At 69.5% G+C, this 18,269-nt stretch carries 18 protein-coding genes; 10 read left to right on the top strand and 8 right to left on the bottom strand.

Annotated features, from left to right (window positions below):
• Positions 1-11 precede the first annotated feature (11 nt).
• From HCK04_RS11940 to HCK04_RS11920, 6 genes are all read right to left on the bottom strand, one after another.
• Positions 12-1,589: a PH domain-containing protein gene (locus tag HCK04_RS11940; RefSeq protein ID WP_205830115.1), complete on the bottom strand. Its 1,578-nt coding sequence runs from the start codon at positions 1,587-1,589 to the stop codon at positions 12-14.
• Positions 1,586-2,053 carry a PH domain-containing protein gene (locus HCK04_RS11935; protein ID WP_260617213.1) on the bottom strand — a complete coding sequence of 156 codons (468 nt, stop codon included), beginning with the start codon at positions 2,051-2,053 and terminating at the stop codon, positions 1,586-1,588. Before HCK04_RS11935 ends, HCK04_RS11940 begins: the two co-directional genes overlap by 4 nt.
• A 125-nt stretch (positions 2,054-2,178) precedes the next feature.
• Positions 2,179-3,018 carry an LLM class flavin-dependent oxidoreductase gene (locus tag HCK04_RS11930; protein WP_260617212.1) on the bottom strand — a complete coding sequence of 280 codons (840 nt, stop codon included), beginning with the start codon at positions 3,016-3,018 and terminating at the stop codon, positions 2,179-2,181.
• Between the two features lie 216 nt (positions 3,019-3,234).
• Positions 3,235-3,366, bottom strand: a complete 132-nt coding sequence (locus HCK04_RS43530) for a hypothetical protein (RefSeq protein WP_260617211.1) — start codon at positions 3,364-3,366, stop codon at positions 3,235-3,237.
• A 121-nt stretch (positions 3,367-3,487) separates the two neighbouring features.
• Positions 3,488-4,927 (bottom strand): MFS transporter, encoded by a 1,440-nt coding sequence (locus HCK04_RS11925; RefSeq protein WP_185948958.1) that lies wholly within the window; start codon positions 4,925-4,927, stop codon positions 3,488-3,490.
• Positions 4,928-4,988: 61 nt separating this feature from the next.
• Entirely contained in the window at positions 4,989-5,432 is a 444-nt protein-coding gene (locus tag HCK04_RS11920) for an ATP-binding protein (protein WP_142624765.1), read from the bottom strand.
• Positions 5,433-5,583: 151 nt separating this feature from the next.
• Here HCK04_RS11920 and HCK04_RS11915 point away from each other — a divergent pair, with 151 nt between their 5' ends.
• From HCK04_RS11915 to HCK04_RS11895, 5 genes are all read left to right on the top strand, one after another.
• A complete protein-coding gene (locus tag HCK04_RS11915; RefSeq protein ID WP_142647227.1) occupies positions 5,584-6,435 on the top strand; it encodes a helix-turn-helix transcriptional regulator in 852 nt (283 codons plus the stop codon).
• Positions 6,432-6,653, top strand: coding sequence for a DUF397 domain-containing protein (locus HCK04_RS11910; protein WP_030510575.1), 222 nt, complete (start codon positions 6,432-6,434; stop codon positions 6,651-6,653). Before HCK04_RS11915 ends, HCK04_RS11910 begins: the two co-directional genes overlap by 4 nt.
• Before the next feature lie 121 nt (positions 6,654-6,774).
• Complete coding sequence (locus HCK04_RS11905) at positions 6,775-6,921, top strand: hypothetical protein (protein ID WP_168065849.1); 147 nt, start codon at positions 6,775-6,777, stop codon at positions 6,919-6,921.
• A gap of 12 nt (positions 6,922-6,933) precedes the next feature.
• The gene (locus HCK04_RS11900; protein WP_142647226.1) at positions 6,934-7,161 is read left to right on the top strand and encodes a DUF6158 family protein; all 228 of its coding nucleotides are present in this window, start codon (positions 6,934-6,936) and stop codon (positions 7,159-7,161) included.
• Positions 7,162-7,207: 46 nt separating this feature from the next.
• Complete coding sequence (locus HCK04_RS11895; RefSeq protein ID WP_168065847.1) at positions 7,208-7,516, top strand: hypothetical protein; 309 nt, start codon at positions 7,208-7,210, stop codon at positions 7,514-7,516.
• Between the two features lie 408 nt (positions 7,517-7,924).
• On the opposite strand, the gene HCK04_RS11890 is transcribed toward HCK04_RS11895, so the two are convergent.
• Positions 7,925-8,296 carry a hypothetical protein gene (locus HCK04_RS11890; RefSeq protein WP_142647224.1) on the bottom strand — a complete coding sequence of 124 codons (372 nt, stop codon included), beginning with the start codon at positions 8,294-8,296 and terminating at the stop codon, positions 7,925-7,927.
• Between the two features lie 130 nt (positions 8,297-8,426).
• Between HCK04_RS11890 and HCK04_RS11885 the strand changes: the two genes are divergently transcribed.
• Positions 8,427-9,419, top strand: coding sequence for a LacI family DNA-binding transcriptional regulator (locus HCK04_RS11885; protein ID WP_142647223.1), 993 nt, complete (start codon positions 8,427-8,429; stop codon positions 9,417-9,419).
• Positions 9,420-9,500: 81 nt separating this feature from the next.
• On the opposite strand, the gene HCK04_RS11880 is transcribed toward HCK04_RS11885, so the two are convergent.
• Entirely contained in the window at positions 9,501-12,359 is a 2,859-nt protein-coding gene (locus HCK04_RS11880; protein WP_142647222.1) for a discoidin domain-containing protein, read from the bottom strand.
• Between the two features lie 345 nt (positions 12,360-12,704).
• On the opposite strand from HCK04_RS11880, the gene HCK04_RS11875 reads away from it, so the two are divergent.
• The 4 genes from HCK04_RS11875 (at position 12,705) to HCK04_RS11860 (ending at position 18,247) form a co-directional block, all read left to right on the top strand.
• Positions 12,705-13,715 carry a LacI family DNA-binding transcriptional regulator gene (locus tag HCK04_RS11875; RefSeq protein WP_142647221.1) on the top strand — a complete coding sequence of 337 codons (1,011 nt, stop codon included), beginning with the start codon at positions 12,705-12,707 and terminating at the stop codon, positions 13,713-13,715.
• Between the two features lie 1,062 nt (positions 13,716-14,777).
• Positions 14,778-16,157, top strand: a complete 1,380-nt coding sequence (locus HCK04_RS11870) for an extracellular solute-binding protein (RefSeq protein WP_142647220.1) — start codon at positions 14,778-14,780, stop codon at positions 16,155-16,157.
• A 174-nt stretch (positions 16,158-16,331) separates the two neighbouring features.
• Complete coding sequence (locus tag HCK04_RS11865; protein WP_142647219.1) at positions 16,332-17,258, top strand: sugar ABC transporter permease; 927 nt, start codon at positions 16,332-16,334, stop codon at positions 17,256-17,258.
• 11 nt (positions 17,259-17,269) lie between these two features.
• Positions 17,270-18,247, top strand: coding sequence for a carbohydrate ABC transporter permease (locus HCK04_RS11860; RefSeq protein ID WP_142647218.1), 978 nt, complete (start codon positions 17,270-17,272; stop codon positions 18,245-18,247).
• Positions 18,248-18,269: the final 22 nt, after the last annotated feature.

The following is an 18,269-nucleotide window of genomic DNA, read 5'->3' as shown; positions in this document are numbered from 1 at the left end:
GACACCACATGCTATTGGCCGACAGAGCTGACGGGCCGCATCTCGGTGAGGAACGGATCGAGCAGGCCCGGGGTGGCCGCGGCGGCCAGGCGCAGCGCCTCGGCGAGCTCCACGTCGAGCACGTGGTAGCCCTGCCTGCCCGCCGCCGTGGTCGCCGTCAGCGTCGCCAGGCCGGCCCTGCGCTGGAAGAACGACCGCTCGATGTTCCAGCCGATGACGCCGTCGCACTCCAGCGCCACCCGGCGACGGGAGAACGAGCCCCAGCGGGTGACCAGATATCCGGACGTCAGAGCGTGGCCGAGCGAGTGGTAGCGGTCGGCGGCGAGCAGGGCGGTCAGCGGCAGCAGCGCGGCGGCCGTGAGCCACGTCCACGAGGGCAGCCCGGCCCACCACCACAGCGCGAGCAGCACGGCCAGCACCAGCGCGTGCACGCCGTACGCGCGGGTGAACCTGCGGCGCAGCGCGGCTGGGCCGTGGGGGATCAGGGGCGTGGTGACCGGCGAGGCATCGGAGCCTGCGGAGGCGGCTCCGGAGACACGGGGGAGCACGAGCCGGGCCACCGACACGGCCTCCGCGCGTGGCGCGGGCGGCAGCAGCAACGATCCGCCGCGCTGAGCGCCCTGCGCCGCCCGCAGGCCGGTCGTCACCGCGGACAGGCGGGCCCCGCGTACGGCACGCAGCAGCAGTGGCTCGGTGACCTCGACCCCGCGCAGCCGCCGTTCCTCGATGGTGGTGGCCCTCCTGGTCAGCAGCCCGCGGGTCACGTGGAGGGTGCCCTCGGGGTGCCGGGTCAGCCGGAAATGGCCGAAGGCCAGGACGTAGCCGAGCGTGGAGGCGACGCTGACGAACACCACCAGCACGAGCACCACCGTCGCGATCTCCAGCGGGAGCGACATCTCCCGGAACCACCGCCAGGTCTCCTGGACGGGTCCGACCTTGCCGAGATCGACGTTGCCCTCCGAGACCAGGCGGGACACGAACCCGGCGACGACGCCCACGGTGACGAGCCCGGACATCGTGAACGGCCCGAACCTCACCCACTCGGGACGCATCCGCGCGAGTTCGGCCTCCACGACCGGCATGCCGGAGGGGACGGCAGGCGCGGCGGAGGCGGCGGGGGCCGCGGCGGGAGCGCGGTGCAGCAGCTCCACGCGCAGGCGGGCGGCCTCGGCGGCGCTCAGCGCGTCGAGCTTGAGCCGGCCCTCGTGCCTGCGCTCCGACGTGCCCGTTCCCACCTCGACCCGGGCCAGGCCGAGCACCCGGTGCAGCACGTGGGAGGTGACGTCGACCGTGCGGACCCGGTCGCGGGGCACGGTCACGACCTTGCGGGTCACCAGGCCGCGGCGGACCTGCACGTGCTCAGGGGTGATGCGGTAGGTCGTGGTGAACCAGCGGAGCATGCCGAGCACGACCATGAGGCCGACGCCCGCGAGGCTCCACCAGTGGCCCTGCCCGCCGCTGCTCGTCCCCGCGATCAGCAGGCCGAGCAGCGCCGGGGCGGCCCGCACGACCTCCTGGACCGGATGGATCACCAGCATGCGCGGGCTCAGCCGCCGCCAGGCCAGGGTCGCATCGGCGACGTCGATCACGTGGCGTCACCCGCCGTCGCCTGCGCGGTGGCGGTGAGCTCGGCGACCAGGCGCTGGGCCGTGTCCCGGTCGAGGCCGCCGATCTTGATCGGGCCGGCCGCAGAGGCGGTGGTGACGGTGACGTTGGCCAGGCGGAAGAGCTGCTCCAGCGGGCCGCGCTCGCTGTCCACCGTCTGGATGCGGGAGACCGGGGCGATGCGCCACTCCTGCTTGAACCAGCCCGACTGGGTGAACACGGCCGCGGAGGTGGCCTCCCAGCGGTGCACCCGATAGCGCCATTGCGGCATGATCGTGACGTGCGCCACCGCGACGACGGCGGTGAGCACGAGAACGGTCACATGGCCGGCGACCGACAGACCGGTCCCGTCGCTGTCGGTCACGAGCCAGACGACCTGGGCCGCCAGGATGACCAGCCAGCCGATGGCGGCCCGTGCGGCCCAATACCAGACGGCGGTACGGCTCACGCGGTGCTGAGGAGATCGGAGGGTCGGCGTGTCCACGCCTCAACTCTGCCTGATCGCGCGCGCTATGGCGTAGTCAGGCCGATCCCGGTTTTCCCAGGACAAATGTCATGTCCCCCGTGGCGGGGTCAGAGGGCGGACAGCAGCTTGTGGACGTGCGAGAGCGGGTCGGCGCCGACCGGGCGGACGGCGACCGTGGACACGCCCGCCTCCCACATCGCCCTGACCAGGGTGGCCGCCTCCTCCGGCGAACCGGCCGCCATGACGACCTCCTCCGGGGCGACCTGGAGGAACCCGGCCTGCTCCTCGGCCGCCTTCCGCAGGGCCGCGCGTGCGTCGTCGCCGACGTAGAGATGGACGAACGCCACCACTTCATGATCTCCGGTCGCGCCGATCCCCTCGATCATCGACCGCAGCCGTTCCGGGGTGAAACCCTCGGGGAGGATGGTGCCCTGGGCGACCCGTCCCGACAGGGCCAGCGAGCGCGGGTTCACCACTCCGGCGAGCACGGGCGGCGGCTCGGCCGGCGGATGGACGAGGCGGACGCCGTCCAGGCCGACCTCGCGTCCGTGCAGGGTGACGGTCTCACCGCGCAGCAGCGCTCGTACGGACGTGATCGTCTCCTCCAGCAGCGACAGCGGCGACGCGGCTGCGGCGCCCACCTGGCGCATCCACGCCTGCACGCCGTGCCCGATCCCGGCGGCCAGCCGCCCGGGGTGGAGGCGGGCCAGGTTGGCCAGCTCCATCGCCAGCAGCATCGGATTGCGCAGGGGCGCCGGGGTGATGCCGATGCCCACGCGCAGCCGCGAGGTCGCGGCCAGCGCCGTGGCGGCCGAGGAGATCGCGCCCGTCCAGCCGAGGTCCTCCACCACCCACAGGTCGGAGACCGTCGTGCCGTCCAGCTCCGCGGCGAACGACGGGAGCGACTCCGGCGGGAGATCGCGGTCGAAGACGACTCCAAGCCTCACGGGCGGCCCTCCAGGAGAGATCGACTCTAGGGGCTTCGAGTATCCAGGACGGAGGGAACCAGTGCATACCAGGATGCTCCGCATAAATCGGCCGGGCTGCCGAGCGGCTGGGCAGCGCCCTGGAGCGGGTGGTTCGCCCGTCCCACAGGGGGAACAGAGGAGGGCCGGGCCGCGGTGGGCCCGGCCCGGATCATGGTGGCACCGGCCGTACGGCCGTCACTCGCCCGCGCCCTCGGCGGGGCGGTTGGCCTTCTTCGCCTGCTTCGCCGAGCGGGCTTCCTTGATGGCCATCCTCTTCGCCTTGCCGGTGGACTTCGCGGGCTTCTTCTTCTGAGCGTCGTCAGCCATGATTCCCCCGAATGTCGATGATGCGCCTTATGTGCGCATCTGAGGGGGTTGATACCCAAGTGGGCAGTAAGACACCCGGCGGCTCGCGCCTCGAAGACGCGAGCCGTACCGATGGGCCAGGTCAGACCATCTGGCGCTGCTCGGCGCTGAGCGGCGCGGCGATGTCCTCCAGCGAGCGCCGGGCGGCCTCCACACCCATGAACCACTGCACCAGCCCGGCCGCCATCATCAGGCCGGCGCCGATGACATAACCGACCACGACGTTGCCGACGACCCCGCTCTCCACCAGGCGGCCGAACAGCACGGGCCCGATGATGCCGCCGAGCCCGGTGCCCACGGCGTAGAACAGCGCGATCGCCAGTGCCCTGGTCTCCATCGGGAAGATCTCCGAGACCGTCAGGTAGGCGCTGCTCGCCCCGGCAGAGGCGAAGAAGAACACCACCATCCAGCAGGCCGTGAGGGTCATCGGGGTCAGCACGCGCGCGTCGAACAGCGCGGCGGTGCCCAGCAGGAGCAGGCCCGACAGCACGTAGGTGCCCGAGATCATCGTGCGGCGGCCGACCGTGTCGAAGAACCGGCCGAGCAGGACCGGGCCGAGGAAGTTCCCGATCGCGATCGGGACGAGATACCAGGGCGTGCTGCCGTCCGGCACCTTGAAGAACGTCGACAGCACCAGCGCGTACGTGAAGAAGATCGAGTTGTAGAGGAACGCCTGGCCGACGAACAACGACAGGCCGACGGTCGTGCGTTTGGGATAGCGGCGCAGCAGCGTGGCCGCCACCTCCGCCAGCGGGGTGTGGGTCCGCTGGTTGATCCTGATCTCCCCGTGCGCCGCTTCGAGCGCCCTGCCGCTCTCCTCGCGGACCTTCCTCTCGATGCCCCCCACGATCTGTTCGGCCTCTTCGCCGCGGCCGTGGATGAACAGCCAGCGCGGGCTCTCCGGCACGGTTCTGCGTACCAGCAGGATCGCCACGCCGAGCACGGCGCCCAGGCCGAACAGCAGGCGCCAGCCGAGACCGGCCGGCAGCAGGCTCGTGTCGAGCGCCGGGATCGCGATGAGCGCGCCGAGCGCGGTGCCGAGCCAGAAGGAGCCGTTCACCACCAGGTCGACCGTGCCGCGCACGCGGGCCGGGATGAGCTCGTCGATCGCCGAGTTGATCGCGGCGTACTCGCCCCCGATGCCGGCGCCGGTGAAGAACCGGCACAGGTAGAAGTACCAGGCGTCGTGCGAGAACGCCGTGGCCACGGTGGCGGCGAGATAGACGGCGAGCGTCACCAGGAAGAGCTTCTTGCGCCCGAACCGGTCCGTCAGGTGACCGAAGAAGAGAGCGCCGAGACACGCTCCCGCGACGTACACGCCGGCGGCGATCCCGACCTCGCTCTCGGTGAGCCCCAGCCCGCTGTCCGGGTTCGTGATCCGGGGGCCGATGACCCCGACGATGGTCACTTCGAGCCCGTCGAGGATCCAGACGGTGCCGAGTCCGATGAGCACGAGCCAGTGCCAGCGGGCCCAGGGGAGCCGATCCAGCCGCGCGGGAATGTCGGTGCTTATTTGCGCCATATCGTCCCCTTCTCCGGAAGATATGGCGCCCGTCTACCCCGGATCCGGCCAGAAATTCGTGTCAGGCCGTCGTCGTGCTCTCGCTCTCCACGCCTCTGGGCGGCGGTACGGCGGCGTCGTGCCCGACCTCGAACCACACGGAGACCCCGGTGCGGCTGGCCGACACGCCCCACCGGCGGGTGAACAGGTCCACGAGGTGGACGCCGCGGCCCGGCGTGAGCTCGGGAGACGTCCAGCACCCGCAGCCCTGGGTCGACAACGTGACGCGGGCCGCGGCGGGCGTGGCCAGGACCGACACGCCGTACCCCGGCGGGCGCCCGCACGAGGCGGCGTGCCGCAGCGACTCGGCGACCAGCTCGCCGATCAGTTGCACGGCGTCGTCGCGGCAGGGGTGGCCGTCACCGAGACGGTTCGCCACGAACCGCCGGGCGGCCCGCACCCGGGAGGGGTCTCCCGAGAAGGGGTGTGAGATCGCGATTCTCCCCGTGAGGTTGAGAATTGTCATCCCGTGATAACTCCCTGTGCACCCGCCTGCGGATGGCGATTCGAGGTCCGTGCAAGACTTCGTTCATCCTGCACTTTGCAAAACGGCTACGCAATATGGCGAATGCACGATTGCATAGTTTCCTTTTGCGGCGAAAGGGAGAGTTCGGTCCATGAGGGGAGTTGGCGGCCCTACTGTCCGGCTCCGTCGGCTTTCCGGCGAGCTGACGCGGCTGCGGCGCGAAGCGGGGTTCGCCCGCGAGGAGGTCGCGCGACGGCTCGGCATGGCGGCCTCCACCGTCTATCGGATCGAGACCGGCCACACCCGCCCGCATGCCCGGACCATCCGCGACCTGCTCGACCTCTACGCCGTCGAAGGCTCCGAACGCGACGCGCTGATCGCGCTGGCCAGGGACGCCGCCCGGCGGGGATGGTGGCGCGCCTACGACGACGTCCTGCCCGGGCCGTACGTCGGGCTGGAGTCCGAGGCGTCGTCGGTGCGCAACTACGAGCCGCTGCTGGTCCCCGGGCTGCTCCAGACGGAGGACTACGCCCGCGCGGTCATCGGCGCAGCCCTCGTCAAGGACCCGGCGGAGATCGAGCGCCGGGCGGCGGCCCGGATGGAGCGCCAGCGCCGCCTGACCGGGCCGACCCCGCTGGAGCTGTGGGCCGTCATCGACGAGGCCGCGCTGCGCCGCCCCGTCGGCGGGCCGGCCGTGATGGCCGAGCAGCTGCGCAGGCTGCAGGAGATGGCCGTCCAGCCGAACGTCACCGTGCAGGTGCTGCCGTTCGACGCGGGCGCCTACCTCGGCATGGGCAACCCCACGGCGATCCTGGCCTTCCCCGATCCCGGCGACGCCGCCGTCGTGCTCCTGGAGAACATGAGCGGCGAGCTCTACCTGGAGGACCCCGCCGAGATCCGCGGATACGTCCAGGTCTTCGATCATCTTCGTGCCGCCGCGCTCGGCCCGGAGAAGTCCATGGAAATGATCAACTCGGTCGAGAAGGAGATGGCAGGACGATGAGGGGACTCGTACCGGCGGACGACCTGGCCTGCGCGGTCTGGCGCAAGGCGGCGCGCTCGAACACCGTCGGCAACCAGTGCGTGGAGGTCGCGCGCCTGCGCGACGGCGTCGCCGTGCGCGACTCGAAGGATCCCCAGGGACCCCGGCTGATGTTCACCCCCGGGGAGTGGGAGGCGTTCATCGAAGGGGTGAAGGGCGGGGAGTTCGACCTGTCCTGAGCACTCCCGTCCCCGTAGGGCCCGTCTCCGTCGCTCGATGGAGCGGGCCGTACGGCTTGCTGGGGGATGCGGTGGGGCTCGGGTGGGAATGGGTGGCGCTTCGCCGGGCAGGAGACCTGGCATGCGACGAGAAGACGACCGATACATCGATACCGAGGGCGAGCCGGACTTCGCCGAGGAGTGGACTCCGTCCGCCACCGACCCGCCGAACGCTGAGCCGGACGACAAGAACCCCGACGAGCGCTGGGACAAGCCGACAGAGGTGTGAAGGAGGACCGCCATGACCATGGGAGTCGACCCGCGGGACCTGAGCGACGAGGACCTGATCCGCGAGCTGCGCCACCTGCACGAGACCCGGTCGGACACGCTCTTCCACGGATCGGACGACGCGCTGGAGCACCACACCTCGCGTATGCAGGAGCTGGAACGCGAATACCTCGAACGCTACCCGGACCGGCAGGTCGATCCGGAGCGACTCCGCGAGGGGGCGAGGCAGCGCAGTGCCTGACAAGGAGAGCGCGGCGCCTGACGCGGTGCCTGGCGGGGAGAGCGCGGTGCCTGGTGGGGAGAGCGGGGCGCCTGGTGGGGAGAGCGGGGCGCCTGGCGGGGAGAGCGGGACGCCTGACGAGGACAGCCTGGAGGACGTCCAGGAGATGACGACGGCGGATATGACGGTCTACGAGGCCGTCGCCGCTCTGAACATGGAAAACCGGCCCGCGACCGTCGCCGCCGTCGCCGCGATGACCGGGTTTCCCGAAGACTCCGTACGGCGATGCCTCGGCACGCTGACCGACGGCGGCAGGCTGGTGCCGGAAGGGGACGCCTACACCCTCGGCACCCACGACTGGGGGCTCGAATACTGAGCGCAGGGACGGCGTCGAAGTGGTGCTGCGGGACGGGGCGGGTGCCGCGTGCTGGGCTTCGTGAGGCTGTCGTGAAGCGGAGGGCTACACCGAGGCTGGTTGTGCTCGCGGCCGGCAAAGGTGGGTGTGCTCAAGAGCCCTTTTGATTCGTAGCCGCACTCCGCTTCGTGTTCACAGGCGGGCTTTGCTCTACCCGTTGCTCCACCCATCCTTTGCCCGACCACATTGCCCGACCGCGACGCTCACGGGCGGGCGGGTGCTCCGGCCGGCCGTGATAGTTGCGGTCTGGTGAGCCTCGGGAGCGGCCATCGCGGGCGCGGTGGTACAGGGCACGGTCTTACGCCGGCCTCCGCACCCGCCCGCCCCCGGCGCAGGCGCCGGCGGCGTGGCGGGGCGGGGCCGTAAAGATCATGAGCAGGCGGAGGCGAGCTGCTGGGTCGCCTGGATGGCCTTCTGGCCCGACTCCGCGAGCTTGGTCGCGGCGGCCGGGTCCGAAAGGTCGATCTTGAAGGACCCCCACGAGTCGGCCAGACCGGTGAGCGTCACCTTCAGGTCGCCGTCGGCCTTGCCCGACAGCTCCTTGAGCTGCGCGGCCAGATCACTGGTCGCGGCGTTGAGGCCCTTGATGTCGCCGGCCGCGCCGGCCGCCTTGGAGCTGTAGTCGGTGAACGCCTTGGTCGCCTCCTCGCAGACGGCCGTCTGGCCCCCGCTGCAGGCGGCGGTCAGACCGAGAAGGGCGGACGCCGCGACGACGGCGAGGCTGTTCCTGAGGATGTTCATGGTGCCTTCCTGGGAGATCTGCAACACGGCAGACGCTAGGAATCACCTCTTTCACAGTGCTTTCAGCCCGCTTGCAACCGTGTCATCGAAGATCCTTGGCACGGCCGTTCCGCGTCGTATGCTTGCCGCCATGACGCGACGGCTTGCGGAGGTTGCGAAGAAGGTCGGGGTCAGCGAGGCCACGGTGAGTCGCGTCCTCAACGGCAAGGCCGGGGTATCCGAGGCCACCCGAGAGGCCGTGCTGACGGCCCTCGACGTGCTCGGGTATGAGCGGCCCACGCAGTTGCGCGGCGAGCGTGCCCGCCTTGTCGGGCTCGTCCTGCCCGAGCTGCAGAACCCCATCTTCCCGGCGTTCGCCGAGGTCGTCGGCGGGGCGCTGGCCCAGCAGGGGTTCACCCCCGTGCTGTGCACCCGTACGGTCGGTGGGATCTCCGAGGCCGACTACGTCGATCTTCTGCTGCAGCAGCAGGTGTCCGGCGTGGTCTTCGCCGGGGGGCTCTACACCCAGACCGGCGTCGTCCACGAGCACTACCTGCGGCTGGTCGAACGGCGGCTGCCCACCGTGCTGGTCAACGCGGCCGCCGATCACTGGGACTTCCCCCGGGTCTCCTGCGACGACACGATCGCGGTGGAGCAGGCGCTCGGTCATCTGCGCGCGCTCGGCCACCAGCGGATCGGCCTCGTCGTCGGCCCCGCCGACCACATGCCGTCCATCCGCAAGCTGGAGGCGTTCCGGGCCGCGGGCGGCGAGCTGGTCGAGCACACGATGCACTCGCTGGAGGGCGGCCACGCGGCGGCGCTGAAGCTCGTGCGGCAGGACGTCACCGGGATCATCTGCGGCAGCGACCCGCTGGCCCTCGGGGCGATCCGCGCGGCGCGGCGGGCCGGCCGGCGCGTGCCCCAGGACATCTCTGTCGTGGGATATGACGACTCCGCGCTCATGACGTGCGTGGACCCGCCGCTGACTACCGTACGTCAGCCGATCGAGGCGATGGGCCGGGCCGCGGTGGAGCTGCTGGTCAGCCAGATCGAGGGCGCCGCCGTCGCCACCGGCGAGCTGTTGTTCGAGCCGGAGCTTGTCGTCCGCTCCTCCACCGGCCGCGTCGGCGTCCCCGTCTCCTGACGGCCCACCGAGGGGGTCATGCTGTGTGGGGGAGCCCGGAGGAGGAGGCGTCCACTCCTCCTCCGGGCGTCCCGTTCCGGGTTACGAGGCGTACGCCTCGAACTCGGAGATCTGGGCGGCCGGCCAGCCGGTGTTCCCGGTGACCGTCACCCGGACATACCGGACGTTGGCGGTGGAGAACGGGATGCTCACTGTGTTGCCCGAGGCGGGGTCGAACGTGCGGCCTGCCGAGGGGGACAAGGTGGTGTAGTTGGAGCCGTCGGTGCTGCCGAGGATGGACAGGGTTTGGGTGCGGGTGGCCCAGGCGGAGCTCGGCGGCAGTTTGAGCACTACCCGCTGGATCGGGGTCACCGCGCACAGATCGACGGTGATCGACTGGGGGAAGGCGTTGTTGGCCGACTCCCAGTAGGTCGAGGTGTCTCCGTCGGTGGCGTTGGCCGGGGCGTACGTCTGGGTGCTGCTGGTCGCCGTGACCGCCTTGCCCCGGGCGAGGTCGCCGCTGCCAGGAGCGCACGTCGTCGGGGTGGGCGAGGGAGAAGGACTGGGGGAGGCGGACGGCGAGGGGCTCGGGCCGGGGGTGGCGCCGGTGCCGTACACCTCGAAGGCCGACAGCTGCCCGGCCGGCCAGCCGGTGTTCCCGGTGACCGTTACCCGGACATACCGGACGTTGGCGGTGGAGAACGGGATGCTCACTGTGTTGCCCGAGGCGGGGTCGAACGTGCGGCCTGCCGAGGGGGACAAGGTGGTGTAGTTGGAGCCGTCGGTGCTGCCGAGGATGGACAGGGTTTGGGTGCGGGTGGCCCAGGCGGAGCTCGGCGGCAGTTTGAGCACTACCCGCTGGATCGGGGTCACCGCGCACAGATCGACGGTGATCGACTGGGGGAAGGCGTTGTTGGCCGACTCCCAGTAGGTCGAGGTGTCTCCGTCGGTGGCGTTGGCCGGGGCGTACGTCTGGGTGCTGCTGGTCGCCGTGACCGCCTTGCCCCGGGCGAGGTCGCCGCTGCCGGGAGCGCACGTCGTCGGGGTGGGCGAGGGAGAAGGACTGGGGGAGGCGGACGGCGAGGGGCTCGGGCTGGGGCCGCTGCCGTCGTAGATGTAGTTGGGCTCGGGCCACTGGCCGGTGCAGACGGTGGAGCTCAGGCTCCAGCCGGAGTTGCCCGTGCCGTACGCGGGGGCGAACCCGGTGCCGACGCAGTTGTGGATGGCCACGCCCGCGCCGATGTGGGCCGCGCTCACGTTGGTGAAGGTCGCCTTCGCCGCCGCCTGCGCCTGGATCAGGTACGTCCCGGTGCCGTCCACGTTCACGTTCGAGAAGTTGACGGTCTGGGTGCTGCCCTCGATGAACTGGATGGCCTCGTAGGAGCTGTCGATGACGTCGGTGTCGGTCACGTTGATCGTGGCGTTGACCGGCTCGTTGAGCGCGTCGAACCAGATCGCGCCGACGCCGAAGTTCCAGTTGTAGTCGCTGTTGCCGGCCCGGATCAGGGTGTTGCGGGCGACGCTGATCGTGCCGGCGACGGCCGTGCCCTGACCGGAGTTCACCCCGGGATAGCGGTTGGCGACGTGGATGCCGCCGCCGTTGGTGACGGTGTCGCTCACCACGTTGTCGGTGATCTTTATGTCCCGGCCGCCGTACGTGACGATGTTGTTGGCCAGCACCGGCGCGACCACGGTGTTGTGGGTGAACGCGTTGTTCACGTTGGCGATCCGGTCGGGCCACATCGCCAGGCCGTCGTCGCCGCTGTTGCGCACGAAGGTGTTGGTCACCGTCGAGTTGGTGACTCCCGTGTGGAAGTTCACGCCGTCGGCCGTCTGGTCGAGGATGCGGCTGTTCTTCAGCGTGAAGTTGTCCATCGGGCCGTCCATCCAGGCCCCGACCTTGGTGTGCTGGATCCACAGGTTGTCGACGACCGAGTCGGTCATCGCGCCCCCGAGGGCGTTGACCTGGTCATCGTCCACCCGCTCGGTGATGTCACCGATGATCGCGAAGTCCCGCAGGGTGACGTTGCGGCTCGGCCCGCCCGCCTCGTGCGGCCGGATCGGGCCGGTGTAGCCGCCGCCGCTCACGTACTTGCCGTAGATGCCGACGGCGCGGTTGCGCTGGGTGGGGTGGCGGCCGGTGAGCACGCTGTACCAGGGCCCGGCGCCGCGCAGCGTGACCCCGTCCACGACCACGTGATCCCACAGGGTGTACGTCCCCTCCGGGATGTAGACCTCCTTGCCCTGGGCCTTCCCGGCGTCGACGGCGGCCTGGAAGGCGGCGGTCGAGTCGCTCGTGCCGTTGCGATCGGCGCCGAAGTCGTCGACCGACAGCGACCCGGCGGGCCGGGGGATCGCGTCCGGCACGAGCTCGAAGTCGGCGACGTCCACGACGAACCACGGCGCTGTCGAGGTGGAGGCCACCTGAATCCTGACCTTGGTCCCCGCCGCCAAGGTGGACCCGAACATCGTCCGCGTCTCGTCGTAGAAGTGGTGCGGCTTGTCGCCGGGCGAGTTGCCGAACGGATAGCCGCCGTAGAACCAGCCATACCGGGAGGTGAACTGCAGGTCCTTGAGCTTCGTCCCGTTGATCCGCAGATCGACCGGCGCCGTGATGCCCGTTCCGGCCGCGTTGTCCGGCACGCTGTAGCGCACCGTCATCGCGTTGGCGGGCTTGGGCAGGGTGAACTCGACGTACTCTCCCGGCGCGTCGAGCCGTACGGCCCGGCGGCCCGACGCCTCGGACGGCAGGTGGGTGTAGACGCGGTCCGGGCCGATCTGCTCGCCGTTGGTCGCGGCGGCCTCGGCCTCGATCTCCGTGAACGGCACGGTCGCGCCTCTTCCCGGGATGGAGAAGGGCGACGGCGAGGTCGCGGCCGACGAGGTGCCGGGGAACGCCACCACGGTCCCCACGGCGATCAGCGCCCCCGCCACCGCGACGGCGGCTCCGGATCTTCTCATGAGCTTCCTTTCCCGCATGCGAGACCCGGGAGATGCGGCGTGGACGCTGGACCGCCACACCTCCGAAGAAGGTGAGTGGCCCACACGATAAGTTGACGAACATCCAACTGCAATATTGCGACGAGAATTCGCAAGATGACATGCGCGTTACGTCATCACATCTCCCCAGCACTCGGGTCCCTGGAACGCTCCCCATATCACCCCGAGGATCGCCGGACTCGTCCCGTGCCGATCACGTCAGCGGCGGGAGCCCCGCGGTCGCAAGACGGTGGCCTGACCTGCTGATCCTCCGCGCATGCGCAAGTGGATGAAAATGTTTGCGCGCGCTGTCGTATAGTTGCGTCCATGACACGACGGCTTGCGGAAGTGGCCAAGAAGGTGGGCGTGAGCGAGGCGACGGTGAGTCGCGTCCTCAACGGCAAGCCGGGAGTCTCCGACGCCACCAGAGAGGCCGTGCTCACCGCGCTCGACGTGCTGGGATACGAACGCCCCACCCAGCTGCGCGGCGACCGAGGCCGGCTCGTCGGCCTGGTCCTCCCGGAACTGCAGAACCCGATCTTCCCGGCGTTCGCCGAGGTCGTCGGAGGCGCGCTGGCCCAGCAGGGGTTCACGTCCGTCCTGTGCACCCGGACCGTGGGCGGCGTCTCCGAGTCCGACTACGTCGACCTGCTCCTCCAGCAGCACGTCTCGGGCATGGTCTTCGCCGGCGGCCTGTACGCCCAGGGGGACGCCTCCCACAGCCACTACCGCAGGGTCCTCGACCGCAAGCTGCCGACCGTGCTGGTCAACGCGGCGGTCGAGCATCTCGGGTTTCCGCAGGTCTCGTGCGACGACGTCGCCGCCGCCGAGATCGCGCTCGCCCACCTCATGGCGCTCGGGCACCGCCAGGTCGCGATGCTGCTCGGCCCGCCCGACCACGTGCCGTCCCAGCGCAAGCTCGCCGCGTTCCGCGCGTACGCCTCCGCCAACGGCCTGGAACTCGGCCCCGACCACGTCGAGCACACGATGTTCTCGCTGGAAGGCGGCCACGCCGCCGCCGCGCGCATGGTCGCCGCGGGCGTGACCGGCATCATCTGCGCCAGCGACGTGCTCGCCCTCGGCGCCATCAGGGCGGCCCGCCGGGCGGGACTGTCGGTGCCCGAAGACGTCTCCGTCATCGGCTACGACGACTCCGCGCTGATGAACTGCGTGGACCCGCCCCTGACCACCGTCCGCCAGCCCATCGACGCCATGGGCCGGGCCGCCGTCGAGCTGCTCGTCGCCCAGATCGACGCGGCCGTGGTGCCCGGCGACGAGCTGCTCTTCGAGCCCGAACTCGTCGTCCGCGCCTCCACCGCCCCCGCCCCCCGCCCCTGAGCCCGGCCGCACAGGCTTGGCCACAGGTCAGCGTGGGGAACCTTGGCCATGCCGTTCAGCGCATGGACCTTGGGCGTGCTGGTCAGGGCGATGAACCTTGGTGGGGTCGGATATCGCATGGACCCTGGGCGTGCTGGTCAGCATGGGGGACCTTGGCGGTGCTGTTCAGCGTGCTGGATGTTGGCGGTGCCGGCCAGCGCATGGACCTTGGGCAAGTCGGTCACTGCGCCGGAAGGAACCTCCGGTCCTCGCGAAACCCGCTCCGCTGGGCCTTCGCTGCGGTCCTCGCTCCCTTCCGCTCCGCTCCCTCCACCCCGGTGCTCTGGCAGCGTGGTGGGGTTCCCCGGCACATCGATGATGACGCGGAGCGCGGGGGCGGGCGGGTGCGGAGGCCGGCGTAAGACCGTGCCCTGTACCACCGCGCCCGCGATGGCCGCTCCCGAGGCTCACCAGACCGCAACTATCACGGCCGGCCGGAGCACCCGCCCGCCCGTGAGCGGCGGTGGAGCGATGTGGTCGAGCACAGGGTGGGTGGAGCAACGGGTAGAGCAAAGCCTGGCCATGAGCGGTGGAAGCAATGTGGTTGGGCAAAGGATGAGTTGGAGCAACGGGTAGAGCAAAGCCTGGCCATGAGCGGTGGGAGCGATGTGGTCGAGCACAGGGTGGGTGGAGCAACGGGTGGGGCGAAGCCCGCCCGTGAGTGCGCCCGTGAGTGGTGGAGCGACGGGTAGAGCAAAGCCTGCCCACGAGCCTCAAGGAACCAACCAGGCTCGCGAGCACAACCAGCCGTACAAGCCGTGAGCACGACCAGCCGTACAAGCCGGGTCTAGCCTCACGAGCATGCTCGTGAACGCGCTTGCGGCCGTCGTGCCAGCTTGCCGATCATGGCCTGCCAGTTGCAGAGCGATCACTGTCACTTTTTTGCACAGTTAATGACGAACTATTGCTCACTCCTGCATGCCTCTGTATGTTTCTCGCAACCGAGCGGATCGGGGCGCTCCAGTCGGCCCCGAGCCGTGTGCTTCGACGGGTCGTGGTGCGCGGTTCCAGAAGGGAACGAGGATGAAATCCCACAAGCTCTCGATACTGCTGGTCTCGGGACTTGCCATTGCAGCGGCCGCGGCGTGCGGCACCGACGACAGCGGTAGCGGTGGCGACAAGGCGAGTGCGGCGCCGGGCAACGCCGGGCCGGTGTCGATCAGCGTCAACTGCGAGCCGCCGAAGACGAACAAGGCGGAGCGGGCGACCTTCGAGGAGGACCTTGCGGCCTTCCAGCAGCAGAACCCCAACATCAAGATCTCGAAGGTCACCGACGCCTTCCCCTGCTACGACCCGCGCACGTTCGAGCCCAAGCTGGCCAGCGGTGACCTGGAGACGGTCTTCTACGTCAACTTCCCCAACGTGGCCCGTCTGATCGAAAGCGGCCAGGCCGCCGACATCACGCCGTACGTCAACGAGATCAAGACGTTCCAGGACTACAACAACTCGATCGACCTGTTCAAGAAGGACGGCAAGATCTACGGCCTGCCGACCGACGGCTACGGCATGGGCCTCGTCTACAACAAGGAGGTCTTCACCAAGGCCGGGCTCGACCCGAACAACCCGCCCAAGACCTGGGCCGAGGTGCAGGCCGCCGCGAAGAAGATCGCCGGGCTCGGTCCCGGTTACGTCGGGTACGGCGAGTACAGCGGCAACAACGTCGGCGGCTGGCACTTCACCGCCTCCCTCTACGGCCGGGGCGGGTCGGTCCTCACCGACGACGGCAAGAAGGCCGCCTTCAACACCCCCGAGGGCAAGGCCGTGCTGGAGAACCTCCACCAGATGCGGTGGGTCGACAACAGCATGGGCTCCCAGCTCTACATCGACTGGCCGGCCCTGATGAAGGCCATGGCCGGCGGCAAGATGGGCATGATGCTGGGCGCGCCCGACGTGCTCATCTCGCTGCGCAACGACTTCGGCGGCAAGTTCGAGAACTACGCCATCACCGCGCAGCCGGAGGCGAAGGCGCTGTTCAACGGCGGCGCCGGCTACATGATCAACCCGAAGGCCACCCCTGAGCAGATCAAGGCCGGCCTCAAGTGGATCGAGTACAAGTTCCTCACCCCCGGTAAGGGCCAGTTCGACTACGTGCGGGCCAAGGGCGCGAACCTGACCGTCGGCCAGCCGTACCCGGACCTGTACCGCCCGGACACCGAGTCAGGCAAGGCCGTGAACGACCTGCGCCAGCAGAACGCGAACATCGACGCTTCCCAGTTCGCCGGCTGGGTTGAGGGCTCCAAGGGCATCCCGCCCAAGGCCGAGCCCGGGCCGTACGCGCAGGAGATCTACAAGATCCTCGACACCCCGATGTCGGCCGTGCTGACCCGCAAGGACGCGAACATCGACCAGCTTCTGTCCGATGCCGAGTCGAAGGTCAACTCCCTGCTGGCCTCGAAGAGCTGACGCCCTGATGATCCGGGCCTAGGGAGTGGCTGACAAATGCCGCCCGTCGCGAGCCTGGGCCACGCGCAGCAGGGCCATGATTTGTCAGCCACGACCTAAACCCCGGGGCGCCGCCCGCCGCCGTACGTGTGCGGCCGGCGCCCCGGCAATCACGTCGAGATCGGATTCACAACGATGACCACAGCGAGCATTCCGGCAGCGGGCGGCAGGCGGCAGCGGCAGCCGACGAAACTACGGCGCGCCGTGCGGCGCAACGTGACCGCCTACGGCTTCCTGTGCGGCGCTCTGATCTGTTTCGCGTTCTTCTCCTGGTATCCGATGATCCGGGAGGTCATCCTCAGCTTCCAGAAGACCAACTTCGTGGACCCGCCCAAGTGGGTGGGGCTGGAGAACTTCCGCACCGTCGTCAGCGACCCGGCCTTCGGGCCGGCCTGGCTCAACACCGCGCTGTTCACGGTGCTCGCCCTGCTGTGCGGCTACGGGATCCCCTTCGTCACGGCGATCGTCCTCAACGAGCTGCGGCACGCACGCGCCTACCTGCGCTTCGTGGTCTACCTGCCGGTCATGCTGCCGCCCGCGGTGAGCGTGCTGCTGTTCCAGTGGTTCTACAACCCCGACTACGGGCTGTTCAACCAGGTCCTGGGCCTGGTGCACCTGCCCGGCCTGCAGTGGCTCAACTCGACCAGCACCGCGCTGATCTCGCTGGTCATCGTCTCCACCTGGATGAACATGGGCAGCGGCACGCTCATCTATCTCGCCGCCCTGCAGACGATCCCGAGCGAGCTGTACGAGGCCGCCGAGCTCGACGGCGCCGGCCTGTTCAAGCGGATCTGGCACGTCACGATCCCGCAGACCAAGCTCATCTTGTTAGTGATGCTGCTGCTCCAGATCGTGGCGACCATGCAGGTGTTCATCGAGCCCTACCTGCTCACCGGCGGCGGCCCGGAGAACGCCACGGTCAGCGTCGTCTACCTCATGTACCAGTACGCCTTCAACTTCGGCAATCTCAACGCGGGCAACGCGCTCGGCCTGATGCTCATGATCGTGCTCATGGTGTTCTCCGCTATCTACCTGCGCGTCTCGCGCGACAACACGGTGTGAGGGGAGCGACCATGTCGAACACCACCGTCATGCCCGACCGTTCGGCCGGGGCGCCGGCCATCTCCTCCCGGCAGGAGCGCCGCGGGCCGCGGCGGCCGCGCAAGCCGATGAACACGCAGTTCCGCACTGCCGTGTCGCCGCACCAGCTCAACACGACGCGGGGCCGGATCATCTACTGGATCGTGCTGGTGGTCGTGGTGGTGAGCTTCACCGCCGCGTTCGTCTTCCCGCTCTACTGGATGATCACCGGTGCGATGAAGTCGACCGAGGAACTCAACTCGATCCCGCCGACGTTCCTGCCGTCGCACTTCTCCCTGGACGGCTACCTGGAGGCGTGGGACCTGCTGGACCTGGGCAGGCTGCTCGGCAACACCGCCCTGTACGCCGGCGGTGCCTGGCTGCTGACCCTCGCGGTGGACGTCTCGGCGGCCTACGCGCTGTCGAAGCTCCGCCCGGCGCTCGGCAAGGTCGTGCTGGCTCTGATGCTGTCGACGCTGATGATCCCGCCCATGGTCATCATGCTCCCGGCGTACCTGACGGTGAAGGACGTGCCGTTCCTCCACTGGAACCTGCTCAACACGCCGTGGGCGATCTGGCTGCCGGCGGCGGCCAACGGCTTCAACGTCTTCCTGCTCAAACGGTTCTTCGACTCGATCCCGAGGGAGTTGCTCGAAGCCGCCGAGATCGACGGCGCGTCGCCTGGCCGCATCCTGTGGTCGATCGTGATCCCGATCTCCCGGCCCATCCTCGGCGTGGTCTCGATCCTGACCGTCGTCAACGTCTGGCGTGACTTCGTCTGGCCCCTGCTGGTCCTGCCGGACAGCGACAAGATGTCGGTGAGCATCGGCATCGCCTCGCTCTCCTCGCAGATGCCGCAGAACGTGCTGGTCGCCTCCCTGGTGATCGCGAGCATCCCGACCATCGTCGTGTTCTTCCTGTTCCAGCGGCACATCATGGCCGGTCTCACCGCCGGCAGCCTCAAGGGCTGAACGTCCCCCGCCGCTAACACCC

It is taken from the genome of Microbispora sp. CL1-1, from assembly GCF_012034195.1.
Lineage (GTDB): Bacteria > Actinomycetota > Actinomycetes > Streptosporangiales > Streptosporangiaceae > Microbispora.
This window is presented reverse-complemented; position numbering and strand designations above follow the sequence as displayed.

What these genes read in the sequence shown, in the direction of transcription:
- HCK04_RS43530 (WP_260617211.1), bottom strand. Translation starts at nt 3,366, where the DNA reads ATGGCTGACGACGCTCAGAAGAAGAAGCCCGCGAAGTCCACCGGCAAG.
- HCK04_RS11925 (WP_185948958.1), bottom strand. Translation starts at nt 4,927, where the DNA reads ATGGCGCAAATAAGCACCGACATTCCCGCGCGGCTGGATCGGCTCCCC.
- HCK04_RS11920 (WP_142624765.1), bottom strand. Translation starts at nt 5,432, where the DNA reads ATGACAATTCTCAACCTCACGGGGAGAATCGCGATCTCACACCCCTTC.
- HCK04_RS11915 (WP_142647227.1), top strand. Translation starts at nt 5,584, where the DNA reads ATGAGGGGAGTTGGCGGCCCTACTGTCCGGCTCCGTCGGCTTTCCGGC.
- HCK04_RS11910 (WP_030510575.1), top strand. Translation starts at nt 6,432, where the DNA reads ATGAGGGGACTCGTACCGGCGGACGACCTGGCCTGCGCGGTCTGGCGC.
- HCK04_RS11905 (WP_168065849.1), top strand. Translation starts at nt 6,775, where the DNA reads ATGCGACGAGAAGACGACCGATACATCGATACCGAGGGCGAGCCGGAC.
- HCK04_RS11900 (WP_142647226.1), top strand. Translation starts at nt 6,934, where the DNA reads ATGACCATGGGAGTCGACCCGCGGGACCTGAGCGACGAGGACCTGATC.
- HCK04_RS11890 (WP_142647224.1), bottom strand. Translation starts at nt 8,296, where the DNA reads ATGAACATCCTCAGGAACAGCCTCGCCGTCGTCGCGGCGTCCGCCCTT.
- HCK04_RS11885 (WP_142647223.1), top strand. Translation starts at nt 8,427, where the DNA reads ATGACGCGACGGCTTGCGGAGGTTGCGAAGAAGGTCGGGGTCAGCGAG.
- HCK04_RS11880 (WP_142647222.1), bottom strand. Translation starts at nt 12,359, where the DNA reads ATGAGAAGATCCGGAGCCGCCGTCGCGGTGGCGGGGGCGCTGATCGCC.
- HCK04_RS11875 (WP_142647221.1), top strand. Translation starts at nt 12,705, where the DNA reads ATGACACGACGGCTTGCGGAAGTGGCCAAGAAGGTGGGCGTGAGCGAG.
- HCK04_RS11870 (WP_142647220.1), top strand. Translation starts at nt 14,778, where the DNA reads ATGAAATCCCACAAGCTCTCGATACTGCTGGTCTCGGGACTTGCCATT.
- HCK04_RS11865 (WP_142647219.1), top strand. Translation starts at nt 16,332, where the DNA reads ATGACCACAGCGAGCATTCCGGCAGCGGGCGGCAGGCGGCAGCGGCAG.
- HCK04_RS11860 (WP_142647218.1), top strand. Translation starts at nt 17,270, where the DNA reads ATGTCGAACACCACCGTCATGCCCGACCGTTCGGCCGGGGCGCCGGCC.